At 63.9% G+C, this 13,285-nt stretch carries 8 protein-coding genes; 7 read left to right on the top strand and 1 reads right to left on the bottom strand.

Translation table 11 applies throughout. The features are described from left to right. Position 1: 1 nt before the first annotated feature. Entirely contained in the window at positions 2 to 907 is a 906-nt protein-coding gene (locus tag E4P09_RS14845) for a BrxR family helix-turn-helix transcriptional regulator (RefSeq protein ID WP_137390424.1), read from the bottom strand. A gap of 288 nt (positions 908 to 1,195) precedes the next feature. Here E4P09_RS14845 and E4P09_RS14840 point away from each other — a divergent pair, with 288 nt between their 5' ends. From E4P09_RS14840 to E4P09_RS14810, 7 genes are all read left to right on the top strand, one after another. Next, complete coding sequence (locus E4P09_RS14840) at positions 1,196 to 3,850, top strand: PD-(D/E)XK nuclease family protein (RefSeq protein WP_137390423.1); 2,655 nt, start codon at positions 1,196 to 1,198, stop codon at positions 3,848 to 3,850. Further along, a complete protein-coding gene (locus E4P09_RS14835) occupies positions 3,850 to 7,248 on the top strand; it encodes a UvrD-helicase domain-containing protein (protein ID WP_137390422.1) in 3,399 nt (1,132 codons plus the stop codon). The genes E4P09_RS14840 and E4P09_RS14835 overlap by 1 nt, the downstream gene beginning before the upstream one ends. 177 nt (positions 7,249 to 7,425) lie before the next feature. Beyond that, complete coding sequence (locus tag E4P09_RS14830) at positions 7,426 to 8,640, top strand: SIR2 family NAD-dependent protein deacylase (RefSeq protein WP_239025213.1); 1,215 nt, start codon at positions 7,426 to 7,428, stop codon at positions 8,638 to 8,640. Beyond that, positions 8,637 to 10,472 (top strand): ATP-binding protein, encoded by a 1,836-nt coding sequence (locus E4P09_RS14825; RefSeq protein ID WP_137390421.1) that lies wholly within the window; start codon positions 8,637 to 8,639, stop codon positions 10,470 to 10,472. Before E4P09_RS14830 ends, E4P09_RS14825 begins: the two co-directional genes overlap by 4 nt. 8 nt (positions 10,473 to 10,480) lie before the next feature. Then, positions 10,481 to 10,693 carry a KTSC domain-containing protein gene (locus tag E4P09_RS14820; RefSeq protein ID WP_137390420.1) on the top strand — a complete coding sequence of 71 codons (213 nt, stop codon included), beginning with the start codon at positions 10,481 to 10,483 and terminating at the stop codon, positions 10,691 to 10,693. Between the two features lie 590 nt (positions 10,694 to 11,283). Then, positions 11,284 to 12,384: a hypothetical protein gene (locus tag E4P09_RS14815; RefSeq protein ID WP_137390419.1), complete on the top strand. Its 1,101-nt coding sequence runs from the start codon at positions 11,284 to 11,286 to the stop codon at positions 12,382 to 12,384. Then, positions 12,384 to 13,280 (top strand): antitoxin, encoded by an 897-nt coding sequence (locus E4P09_RS14810; RefSeq protein ID WP_137390418.1) that lies wholly within the window; start codon positions 12,384 to 12,386, stop codon positions 13,278 to 13,280. The genes E4P09_RS14815 and E4P09_RS14810 overlap by 1 nt, the downstream gene beginning before the upstream one ends. The last annotated feature ends 5 nt before the right edge of the window (positions 13,281 to 13,285 follow it).

Here is a 13,285-nt window from a genome sequence, read left to right as displayed (position 1 = left end):
TTCATCTCTCCGGCGCCTTACTTATGGAATCTGATGCATCGCCGATTGAGGGGAGCTGGCTGCCGATCTCCTCTCGGTTCAGCAGCACGATCTGCTGGTCTTGGGGGCGACGTGCAGCAGGGTCGGTGTCGAGTCCAAGCCGTCTCAGCGCGTAGTAGAGAAGTGCGCGTCGCACCTTGATCTTCGCCTTGCCGCCACGCATCCCGTAATCCAGTGCGATGACCTTCGTCTGCGTCTCCGAGAGGTCGGGGTGAGGGCCGATTTCCAGCGTGACCTCGGAGTGCCAGTCGTCATCATCGTCGGCCGACGCTTCGCTCCCGCGCGACCCGCGGATTTCGAGCATTCGGGAAAGCAGGAAGTCCTTGAAGCACGCGTCGGTCTGGCAGAATGCCCGGCTGTGCCAGCGGAACCCGTCGAAGGCGATGGCGTGGGGCGCGATCCACCGCCAGCGGGGCTGCAGGCTCGAAAGTGATTGGTACTTCACCTCGATCATCTCGTATCGGCGGATCGCAGCAAGCACCGTCCGCAACGTGTCGTTATCGACGCTGCGGCCGACCACAGGCGTTCCGGAATATGGGGGCAAATGAGCAATCCAGGATTCAGATGGCGCCAAAATGCCTTCGGCTACGGATCGGAGCTGGTTAAGATATTGTCCGGCATCTGGTTTCAGAAAGCAGGGCCGAAACTCGCTGCTCGCAACATAGCGTTTCGCGCTCTTGTCATAGACAGCATTGTGTGGAGCCCGCTCTTGATACAGCGTCAAATCCTTCGATGCCTGGGGCACAGACACGTCGAAAGCTTCGACAATATCTGATCGATTTACGCCGCCCTCCCAGTAAAGACGGAACTCGATAAATTCGAGTCGCCGCTCGACACCCCATTTCAGCACCGTCTCGCCTTCTGACATCGCCGTCTACCTCCGGGCGTCGATGGGAATAGAAACTATATGGACATATCGACACGACCCGTGTAATTATTATTTCCATATGGGATGCCCGTCAATGGCGAACGGGCGTGGGGCGAGGCAAGACATGCTGCGATTCGGTTCGAAGTGCGAAGTCACAGACAGGCGGGCGGCCGGCGCCGCTGCAGAGGTATTGAGTATCTCCAACAGTGGTGACGCGGTGAAAACTGCTGCCGCACCGGCACTGTCCCGGCGGCCGAGAACGAACTAGCCACAAGAAGGAGATCGGTCATGACCATCGCGCATCGATCCACCCTGGTCGTTCACGGTCGCCTCGCCATGCGGGAGAGCCGTCTGGCGGCGGGCCGTGACGGTCGCCACGGCCTCCAGATCATGTCGTTCGAGCAGGCCGCCGTCCGGCTGGCGGGTGGCTTCGCCCGTCCCATCGACGACGAGAGCCTGCGCGCTTCCATCCAGGCGGCCTTGCCCGCCACGCCGATGGGTGAGCTGGAGAGCATCAAGGCTCTTCCCGGCATGATCGACGCGGCAGCCGACACGCTCCACAAAGCCTGGCGCGGGGGCATCGATATTGCCGCACGCGCGGCGGATCATTCGCGTCTCGACGCTATCGCGCGGCTCGAAGCAGCCGTCCTCGACCAGCTTCCGCCCGGCATGATGCGGCCTCTCGACATCGTTGCAGCCGCGACCGCCCGCATTGCTCATGCGCCGGCGGTCCTCGGCCCCATGGAGATCGTCGGCCTTACCGAACTCTCGCCCTGCTGGCGGCCGCTGCTCCAGGCCCTCACCGCCCATATCCCGGTGCAGTGGACGGCCGGCCCGAGGAGCGTTCCGGCATGGCTGGACGGCACGGGCGTCAGGATCACGCGCGAACCGGCGCAAACGCCTGGGATCAGCGCCGTCAGCGCGGCGACCGCCTATCACGAGGCCATTGAGGCGATGCGCTGGGCGCGTAGTCTGCTCGCAACTGGCGTCTCGCCCTCGGAGATCGCCATCGCGACCGCATCGCCCGCCGACTATGACGATCATTTCCTGGCCCTGCGCGCCGACGCCAACATCGACCTGCACTTCGTCCACGGCGTCCGCACCGTCACCACCCGCGAGGGCCAGGCGGCCGCGGCTCTGGCCGACATCGTGGTGCGCGGTCTGTCGCAATCCCGGCTGCGGCGCCTCGCGGCGCTCTGCCGGGACAGCGGGCCATTCGAGACCTTGCCCGAAGGCTGGCTGCGGGTCCTGCCGACCGATGCGCCGCTCTCGACGCCGGGGGCATGGAATCGCCTGCTCACCCGATTGACGCCGGAGGACTGGCCCGATGGCGCCGACCATGCTCCGGCGCTGTTTACTGCGGTTGAGACTCTGGCCAAAGGACCGGACGCCGCCGGTGAGATCGGAGAAGCCTTCCTCAAGGGCCGCGCGCTCGCGATCTGGCGCAAGGCTCTGCTCGCCGGACCCGCCGCCTCGATCGACGCGACGCTGGAACTCCTGAAGCAGGACGACGGGCTGGAAGCGTGCGTCTGCGTCGCCTGGATGCCCGCCAGCGCGCTCGCCGCGTCGCCCCGCCGCTTCGTGCGGCTCCTCGGCCTCAATTCCTCGCGCTGGCCGCGCGAGATCGCCGAGGACCGCCTGATCCCGGAGCATATCATCCCGACCCCGGTGCTCGATCCGCTGCCGGTCAATCTCGCCGACCGCCGCGATTTCGAGACGATCCTCGCCACGACGGCCGATACCGTCGTTCTCTCTCGCGCCCGGCGCGACAGCGACGGGCGTCTGCTGGGTCGCAGCCCCCTGCTCGCCGGACGTGGCGACGAAACCTATCTGCGCCGCAATGCGACGCCAGCGCACGCCTTCAGCGAAACCGACCGCCTCATGGCCCGGCCCCAGGAGTTCGCCGCCGATCCGCAAGCGGTCGGTGCGCAGAGCTGCTGGCGCGACTGGCGGCAGACGGAGATCACCCCCCATGACGGGCTCGTGCGGGCGGATCATCCGCTCGTTCTCGCCATCCTCGGCCGGACCCAATCGGCCAGCTCGCTGCGCCGCCTGCTGCGCAATCCACTCAGCTTCGTGTGGGTCTATGCCTTCGGATGGCGCGAACCGCAGAGCAGCGCCGAACCGCTCGTGCTCGATGCGCTCGGGATCGGCGATCTCGTCCACATGGTTCTCGATCGCGCCTTGCGCGCCCTCGAAACCGGAGGAGGCCTTGCCTCCGCCGACGCGGGAACCATTGACGCGGCGGTGACGCAGGCGGCTCAGGCCGTCGCCGCCGATTGGGAGAGCGAGCGCCCGGTTCCGCCGGCCGTCATCTGGGGGCGCACCCTCGACGACGCTCGCGTGATGGCGGGCCGCGCCCTGTCCTATGGCGATGATGTCCTGCCGGGCGCACGCTCCTACGGTGAGGTGCCCTTCGGCGGCTCGGAACCGAAATCACACGCGGAAACGCCTTGGGATACGACCACGCCGGTCACGATCCCCGACACGGGCTTCAACATCGCCGGTTATATCGACCGGCTCGACATCTCGGGTGATGGCAAGCGCGCGCTGGTGCGCGACTACAAGACCGGACGGCCGCCGCGCGGCGACATCCGCCTCAATGGCGGACGAGAGCTTCAGCGCTGCCTCTATGCTTTCGCGGTAAAGGCACTCCTCGGCGACGATGTCGCCATCAGCGCCTCGCTGCTCTACCCGCGCGAGCCCGTCGATCTTCAGCTCGACGATCCCGAGGCCGTGCTGGCAGAGATCACAGGCTATCTGCGCGCGGCAAGGGCGAGTTTCGCCAGCGGCGCAGCTCTGCCTGGCCCGGATACCGGTGGCGATTACGACGACCTCGCCTTCGCCCTGCCGGCCAACGCCAGCGCCACCTATTGCAAACGCAAGATGCCGGCCGCGACAGAGCGGCTTGGCGAACTCGCTCAGATCTGGGAGGCGGCCTGATGAGCAGCGTGTCCAAGGTGCTGAAGGACGACGGCGCGCGCCGGGATGCGATCAGCCTCCATGATCGCTCGATCCTGGTCGAAGCCGGCGCGGGCTCAGGCAAGACCGCCGTCATGGCCGGCCGCATCGCCGCCCTGCTGGCCGAAGGCGTCGCGCCGCGTTCCATCGCCGCCGTGACCTTCACCGAACTCGCCGCGAGTGAGCTGCTGTCGCGTGTCCGCGAGTTCGTCGCCGACCTCTCGGCCGGCAGGATCGCGACCGAACTGCGCGTGGCGCTGTCCGATGGGCTGACCCAGGCCCACCGGGACAATCTCGCCACCGCGAGCGCTGCGATCGACGAAATCACCTGCTCGACCATCCACGGCTTCTGCCAGCGCCTCATTAAACCCTATCCGGCGGAGGCCGACATCGATCCCGGCGCCGGCGTCATGGATCGCAACCAGGCTGACCTCACCTTCCTTGAGATTGTCGATGGCTGGCTGCGCGAACGCCTGTCCGGCGGCCACGGCGGCATCCTGGCCGAGATGGTGCTACACAGCCCCGGCGAGACCGTGGCGCTCATCCATAAGATCGCCGAGAATTTCCGCCGCCGCCCCACGCTCGCGGCCCCGCCCGTCTCCCCGCTTGACGGCCACCTGACGGCGTTCCGGCAGGCCGCCGCGGATTTCGCGGGCTTCATGGATGGTGTGGTGGCGGCCGAGCCGGAAACGGTGATGATCGTCGAGCGGCTGGCCGAAATGGCGACCGCCGTGGCGAACAGTCCCGATCCCGCGACGCCTGCGGGCCTCGTCCGCCTCCTGACCTCGCGGCCTCACCCGGACCTTTGCACCAAGGCCGGCGCTTTCGCCTCCTATCGCAAGAAGGGCAAATGGGCCGCCGCGGCCAAGCGGGCTGGTCTCTCCAAAGCTGACGGCGACCGACTGAACGACGCCGCCGAGACCCACTATACAGCCTGCTGCGACGCCTGGGTCGAACTGGCGCAGGCCGCCGCCGGCCATGCCCTGGCGGCGCTGATCGACGAAGCGCGCCCGATCCTGCAACGCTATCGCGAGCACAAGCGCGCCAGCGCCCAGCTCGATTTCGACGATCTGATTTTCGCCGCGCGCGATTTGCTGCGCGACCACGATGCCGTGCGCCGTGCTCTGGGACAGCGTTTCGCCCATGTCCTCGTCGACGAGTTCCAGGACACCGATCCCCTGCAAACCGAAATCTTCTGGCGGTTGTGCGGCGAGCCGGTCGATGGCGATGCCGACTGGACCCGGTTCCAAATCCGGCCAGGCGCGCTCTTCCTGGTCGGCGACCCCAAGCAGGCGATCTATCGCTTCCGGGGCGCCGATGTCGGCGCCTATGTGCAGGCGCGCGACGCCTTCCGCGCCCAGGACCCCGACAGCCTCCTGTCGATCTCCACGAACTTCCGCTCCTGCGCCTCGATCCTCACCTTCGTCAACGAGCGCTTCGAGGCCGTGCTCTCGGCCGATGGCCAGCCGGGCTTCACCGCTCTCGACCCGTTCCATGACGATCGGAGCGGCCTTTGCGTGGCGGCCCTCGACATCGCCGTGGCCGATGAAAACGGCAAGGCCAGCGCCGAACAGCAGCGCGACGCCGAAGCCGACGCCATCGCTGAGCTGTGCGCCCGGCTGATCGAAAGCCACCCCATCATCGACCGTCGCAGCGGCGCGGAGCGCCCCTGCCAGCCGGGCGACATCGCCTTGCTGGCGCCAACCGGCGCCGAGCTGTGGCGCTATGAGGAAGCCCTGGAGCGCCGCGGCATCCCTGTGGCCACCCAAGCCGGCAAGGGACTGTTCCGCCGCCAGGAAATCCAGGACCTGATCGCGCTGACCCGCGTTCTGGCCGATCGCCGCGATACCCTGGCGCTCGGCGCACTGCTGCGCGGGCCTCTGGTCGGTCTCACTGAGGAAGAGCTGCTGGACATCATCTGGGGGCTTCCGCGCTCGGGGGAACAGCCAAATCGGATTCCGCGCCTGGATCTCAGCATCGACCCTGCCGTCATCGCGCACCCGCTCGCGCGCGACGTCATCGAGCGGCTGCAATCGCTCTCCCGGCGCGGCAACAGCACGACACCGCACGAACTGCTCTCGCAGGCTGTCGACGTGATGCGCGTCCGCCCACTCCTCCTTGAGCGCCATCGCGGCCAAGCCGAACGCGCGCTCGCCAATGTCGATCTCTATCTCAGCCTGTCGACAGGCTATGCCGTGCGCGGCCTGCGCGCCTTCGCCGAGGCCATGACCGCAGCGTGGTCCGACGAGGCCCGCGCCGTCGAGGGACGGCCCGACGCCCAGGAGGAAGCGGTCGCGCTCTTCACCATGCACGCGGCCAAGGGGTTGGAATGGCCGATCGTCATTCCGGTCAACACCATGACCGGCGTCATGGCGCCCGACAGCGCCGTGATCGACCGCCAGACCGAGACCTTCTATTGCCCGGTCCTGGGCGTCGTGCCCGAGGGCTACGAAATCGCGCGCCAGGCGGAAAAGGAGGAGCTGGACCGCGAACGCATCCGGCTCTGGTATGTCGCGGCCACCCGCGCCCGCGAACTCCTCGTCTTGCCCCGGCTCGACGCCACACCGTCGAAATCGGCCTGGATCGGTCTCGTCGATCTGTCGCTCGCCGACCTGCCCGGACTGGACCTCTCCCATCTGCCTGCCGACCTCACGGCCGCAGGAGCGGGCGCGGGCAACACCCAGACGCGCGCGAGCTTCGCTGCTGAAGCCGAAGCCATCGCCGCCGCGCAGACGCGGCTGACTTGGCTTGCGCCCAGCCGCGATGAAAACTCCGCCGGAACCGTGCTGCGGGAAGAAGAAGCCGCGCTCTGGACGGGAGCGACCGACGACCAGCTTCCCGAACTGGAAGCCGCCGCTCCCGTGCAGGGCGGCCGCGAACGCGGCTTGATCCTCCACAAACTCATGGAAGAGGTGCTGACCGGCGAAACTCCAGAGGCGGAAGCCGCCCTGACCGAACGGGCGGCCGACCTCATCCACGCTCTCGGCCAGACGCCTGTCGCCGACCCAGCGACGGGGCTGTCGCCCGAGGAACTAGCGGCCTGTGTCGCCCGGACCTTAGCTCTGCCGGATGTCGCGGCCCTACGGCCGGGTCTTTTCCCCGAATTTCCTGTCTATGCCGCACACGCGACCGACGGCGTAGAAACCGCGACGGCCGGGATCGCAGACGCCCTGACTGTTGGCGAGGATGGACGGCCCATCGTGGTAGTCGATTGGAAGAGCGACGTGAACCCCGACGCTCAGACACTCAATCACTATCAGGCTCAAGTCCGTAGCTATCTCGACATTACAAATGCGGAGCGCGGACTGATCGTGTTGATGACCTCTGGCGCCGTCATTTCCGTCCTGCCAATGATACCGACTGAGAGCGAGGGTGCCTGACCCATGTCGTACCTTACTTGGATCGATCGCCCGTCACGACTGAGGACCGCAGCTGTCAGTACATGCGGAGCCGCTGCCAAAATGACTCGCACGACGATCTCAACACAGCGAATACTCCCGCATAGAATTCATTCCTGATAACCGTGATATTCGGGGCATAGCCAGAAGGGGGGCGTTTTGGACACAGTACATAATCCAGATCGTTTTATGGCCGATCTTCGGCAGATCCTATCGCAGGGACGTAAACGTATTGGCGTCCTGATCGGTGCTGGCGGCCCTCTTTCCGTGCGGGTGGACGCGACTGGCAAGCTTGACCCAAATGGTCAGGCGTTGATCCCGGGCGTAAACGTTTTGACTGATCAGGCATTGCTGAAGCTGACCGGAACGGAAGGTGCCGCGGCGGCTGCAATCCGTGCATCCCTGCCCGATGGCGGCAATATCGAGACCATATTGTCCAAGATTCGTCTTCTCCAGACTGCGCTCGGTGACACGCCAATGCATGGCCTTGACGGCCCCGGCTATGCCGCGCTGGGAAAAGCGATCTGCGACGCGATTGGCGAGATTGTCGGTGCGAAGCTACCTGAAGGGCGAACCCCATATCACGAGCTAGTCTCGTGGGTAAGCGGGACACAGCGAGCACATCCGGTCGAGATATTCACCACGAACTACGACCTGCTAATAGAATCCGCATTCGAACAGGCAAAAGCACCGTATTTCGATGGTTTTTCAGGCGGGCATGCACCCTTCTTTGATCCGGTAACGGTGGCGGGCAACGATTTGCCCCCGCGCTGGTCGCGCGTTTGGAAACTTCATGGATCACTGGGTTGGAAAAGTGACAGCGGGACAGTTGTCCGCTGCGGCGGCACGGATTGCACCGAACTCGTCTACCCCGACCACCTCAAGTACGATCTGACTCAGAAGCAGCCTTATGCTGCGCTGTTCGAGCGATTGAAGCGGTTTCTGCTGACGCCTGACACAGTGCTTCTGGCCACTGGCTTTTCGTTCCGTGATGCGCACATCTGCGCGGTGCTAGGCGAGGCGCTCGCCATGAATGCCAACGCAGCAGTCATCGCCTTGCAATTCCAAACTCTTGCGGAAGAGGAGCCTGCCCGGAAGCTTGCCTTCGAACATCCGAACCTTTCAGTTTACGCCAGCGATGCCGCTGTAATCGGCGGTATTCCTGGTCAGTGGCGCTTGGGTGACTTGCCCAAGAACTGGGGGGAAATTCGTTCAAGCTTCTGGGGCAAGCGCGGCGGCGGCGACGCCTTCCTCTTGGGCGACTTTGCGAGCTTCTGCCGCTTCTGTGCGCTCTCCTATTCGCCCGACCTCGCTCGCCCTACGGACGCAGGTGTTCCGATCGATGCCACCGAACCGGCTGCGGTGTCGGCATGACTGCGACTGATCCGACTTATCTCGGGCGTGTGAGCGCGGTTTCAGGATCCACCATCACGGTAAGGCTAGCCGAGTCACTATCGTCCGGTCTGGCTATGATCGACGGCCATACCTACCGCGTCGGCCAGGTCGGCAGTTTCGTCCGTATCCCTCTCGGGTATCAGGATCTTTACGGTGTCGTCGCCGAGATTGGGGCCGCCGCTGCGCCTGAACCCGTTGCCGTTGCAGAGATGGATGGCCAAGATACCGGACGCTGGATGCGCGTGGAGTTGGCAGGCGAGGCGACCGGCGAGTACTTTGAGCGTGGTCTCAGTCAACATCCCAATGTCGACGATGCGGTCCACTTAGTCACCCAGAAGGATCTTCGCCGCATATACGGCGGCGCAGAGGAAGATCAGGTCGAAATTGGGACGCTCTCGAGCGCCGAAAATATCATCGTGCGTTTGTCACTCGATGCGCTTGTCACTCGGCACAGTGCCATCGTCGGTTCGACGGGATCAGGTAAGTCAACCACCGTCGCGAGCATACTTCGTTCAGTAGTCCGCACCTCCGAAAGTGTAGCCGCTAGCGGAGCGCGGATCCTTCTATTGGATGTGCATGGGGAATACTCTACGGCACTTGGAGATCTCGCCAAAACCTTCAGTGCTACGCCGTCCCCCGACGAAGAGCCTCTGTTCGTTCCGTACTGGGCGTTGGAGGCCGGAGAGCTACTTGATTTTATCGCTGGCGAACTCAGCGACAATCATCTGATGGCATTTACTGATAAGATCCAGGAGTTGAAGGAAAACCGGCTCGGCGCTGGTGCGCTTCCGGGTCTCGACCCTCAATCCCTCACGGTTGACAGTCCCGTCCCGTTTTCGCTGAAGAAGCTCTGGTATGATTTGATCGACTTTGAGACAGCCACATTCACCGGGCCGCAGCGTGACCAGCCTGCCCTCGAGGCTGCGGGCGACCCAGCGACCTTAACTGCTCCTCGTTATACACCGCACGCGATGGGTGCGGCTGGGCCATTCCTCAATCAGGCCGCCAAAGGCATCCGCCGACCGCTCAATTTGCTGCGCTCTCGTCTTCTAGATCGACGGTACGATTTTATCCTTCATCCCGGTCCCTGGGATCCCGACCTCGCCGGACAGACGGCTCAGGACCTTGATACACTACTGGGCGGCTGGCTTGGCCACGACCGTCCAATCACAATCCTCGATCTCTCCGGCGTGCCTAGCAGCGTCTTGGTTCGGCTGATTGGCTCTATACTCCGTGTTGTCTACGAAGCGCTCTATTGGAGCCGGGAGAAGACCGAGGGAGGCGTACTGCGGCCTCTGCTTGTTGTGATGGAAGAAGCCCACCGGTACGTCAGCCCCGATAGCGGCGATGTCGCCGCGGACGTTGTGAAACGCATCGCGAAGGAAGGTCGCAAGTACGGGGTTGGTGCCATGCTGGTCTCTCAACGTCCGTCTGAGATCGATGAGACCATCCTCTCTCAGTGTGGCACGCTCATAGCGCTGCGGCTATCCAACCCAGCGGATCGCGGGCGCGTGAAGGGCGCACTTCCCGATAATCTATCGGGCCTCATGGATCTTCTGCCAGTGCTGCGGACGGGTGAGACAATCATCTCTGGTGAAGCCGCACGACTACCCGTGCGCTGCCGCGTGTCGCTTCCCCCCGCGGATCGCTTGCCTCGCAGTTCAGATCCCGAAGTCAGCGCAGCCTGGCGGACCCGCCGCGTGGCAGAAGGCTATGATCGCATGGTGGCGTCGTGGCGAGCACAACGAACCACAGCCGTTGTGCGAGATATTGCGATTACGCGGACCCCCATCAACGAAGATGAACAGTAGGAAAACCTATGATTCGAGACCCCGTCGCCTCAAGCAATATTGCATCTATAGGCTACGATCCCGACAGTGAAACACTGGAGGTCGAGTTCACAAATGGCTCGATATACCAATATTTCAATGTATCCGCCGGACTGTATGAGCAACTCATGGCCGCCCCGTCTAAAGGGCAATTTCTAAATACCTACATTAAGAACGCCTATCCGTATTCGCGCGTTGGGTAAATTCTAATATCCGTGCACCTGAAAAGTGGGCTCTCAATGGGGAGGCTTGTCTGCCTCGACCTCGACCTTGGCAAAGGTGCGTTGGTTTCCTACGCTGCTGCTCGGAATAAGGCTGAAAGAAAGCCGTACCTTTCGGGAGCCGCTACCCCCGCGTTAGATGGGGCGCCGACAGGCAAAGGTCGGCCACCACCCGAACGCAAGTAAAGATGGTTGCGCCCTCCCGCAACCATCTTTACCGGCGCCGATCGCAAGTTCTGATCGACGCCGGTCCCCGCAACCACTTCTGTTATAACTCCCTCGAAATCCAGATCTGACCAAGGCCCCAGAAGCTTAACCGCTTGTGGGGTCTTTCTTTTTTACCCGAGCCTATCAGCACATTGTTCTGCCTTGCCAGTAAGCTCTCGGCGATGATGCCTTGGGCTGTGGGTGGGCTGATCCGCTCGTGCTGGATAGCGTGGTTCTGAGAGCCGCTCACTGATCAGCTCGCCACCTGAGTCAGGATGTAATTTCACTGTACAGTAAATATGTGCTTTTCCTTGAATGTCCGGGAATTTGGTGATATTCACTGCGCAGCAAAAAAGTGAGCCCTGATGCACATTGAGGGAACAGAGCGCCAGCTGGTCGACCAGTTCCTGGAAACCCTTCGGGGTTTGCCGGAAGTGCGGGCCGACCTGGAGGCTAGCCCCCCGGCCGGTTCCGCCCCCGGCCCAGACAGGGGATATGACGCCCAGATCGATCTTTGGGTGGCGGGCAAGGCCGTCACCCTGCTGATCGAGGTGAAGAAGGCCCTCTATCCCCGTGACGTCCGGCAGACTCTGTGGCAGCTCAAGGAATTCGCTCGCAGATGGCCGAAAGCGCCGGAAGGAAAGCAAACGGCCTCTCTCCTGGTTGCCGAATCGATTTCTCCCGGAGCCAAGGAACTGCTGAGGGGCGAACGGGTGGGCTACTATGACAGCGGCGGCAGCCTGTTTCTCCCCGCCGAGGGTATCTATCTCTACATCGACAGGCCGCCCCCCAAGACTCTATCGAAAACCATACGGTCGCTGTTCTCGGGACGCCGGGCGCAGATGCTGCATGTGCTCCTGATCCGCCATGGCGAATGGTTCGGGGTCAAAAAAATTGCCGAGCAGGCGCGGGTCTCGCCCGCGACCGCTTCGCAGGTGCTGACGGAGCTAGAGAGATTCGACTGGGTGGTGTCGCGTGGCCAAGGTCCAAGCAAGGAGCGCCATCTGCGAGAACCCGCGGCCTTGCTGGATGCCTGGGTCAAGCACCTGGCCGTGATGCGAGCGCCCGCGATGCGGCGCTACTTTGTGCCCTCGGTGCGCGCGGAGGGGCTGGTCCAGAAGATCGCCGAGGTCTGTGCGGTCCATGACGTGGAATACGCGATCACCCACGAGGCAGCGGGGCAACGCTACGCACCCCTTCTATCGAATGTCTCCCAGGTGCGCTGCCGGCTGCTGACCGGTCCGGCCGCAGATCAGGCCCTCGGCGAACTCGATGCCCGCATCGTCAACGATGGCGCGAACCTGGCGGTCATCGAGGTCAAGTCATCCGGCGAGTTGCTGTTTCGCGAGCAGGTGGACGGGGTTTGGCTAGCGAGCCCCATCCAGGTCTATCTCGACCTGGCACGCAGTGAAGGTCGCGCCAAGGAAATGGCGGAGCACCTGCGCCGAGAGAGGATCGGTTTCTAATGGCGAAGCCCGCGACCTTCGACGGCTACGCCGATCAGAACACAGTCGATTGCGAGCGCATCCTCGTGACCCTGCTGCGCGGATTGGGGCCCTGGAAGGAGTCCGTCTTTCTGGTCGGCGGCCTGACCCCGAGATATCTGGTGGCGGCCAGGCCACCGGTGGTGCCGCCGCACGCCGGCACCCTCGACGTCGACATCGTCATCGACCTGCAGATCCTGGCGGACACGGAGGCGTATCACACGCTCGAGGACAACCTGCGAAAGATGGGGTTCGAGCGGGCTACGAACGACAAGGGCCAGAAGCTCTCCTGGCGCTGGCAGACCCGCACCGAGCACGGCGCGCTGATGGTGCTCGAGCTGCTGGCCGACGCGCCGGAGGTCGCCGGCGGCAAGGTTCAGCCGCTTCCCACGGACGGCACGATCTCCGCGCTCAACATCCCGCACTCGTCCATCGTCTTCGATCTGCACCAGGTCACGGAGATTCAGGCCGAGCTCCTGGGCGGCGCCGGCATCGCCACCGAGCAGGTCAAGCACGCCGATCTGGTGAGCTTCACCTGCTTGAAGGCATTCGCCTTCGATCAGCGCTTCGAACGCAAGGACGCGCACGACCTGATCTACTGCATCGAGCATGCGCCCGGAGGTCTCGACTTTGCCGCGAAGGCGGTCCGCGAGGCTCGCGAGGGAACGCACGGCGCAGTCATCCGGGAGTCCCTGGCGATCCTCCGCAATCGCTTCGCGCAGGACGATAAGATCGAGGGCTACCGCAAGGACGGTCCGGTCGCGGTGGCCCGCTTCGAACTCGGCGACGGCGACGAGCCCGATCAGCGTGAGGCGCGGCTGCTGCGGCAACGCGAAGCGAGCGACGTGGTCGAGCAGCTCCTGGCCCGGATCGGTTAGGAGGC

The sequence above is a fragment of the Rhodoligotrophos defluvii genome (genome assembly GCF_005281615.1).
Taxonomy (GTDB): Bacteria; Pseudomonadota; Alphaproteobacteria; order Rhizobiales; family Im1; genus Rhodoligotrophos; species Rhodoligotrophos defluvii.
This window is presented reverse-complemented; position numbering and strand designations above follow the sequence as displayed.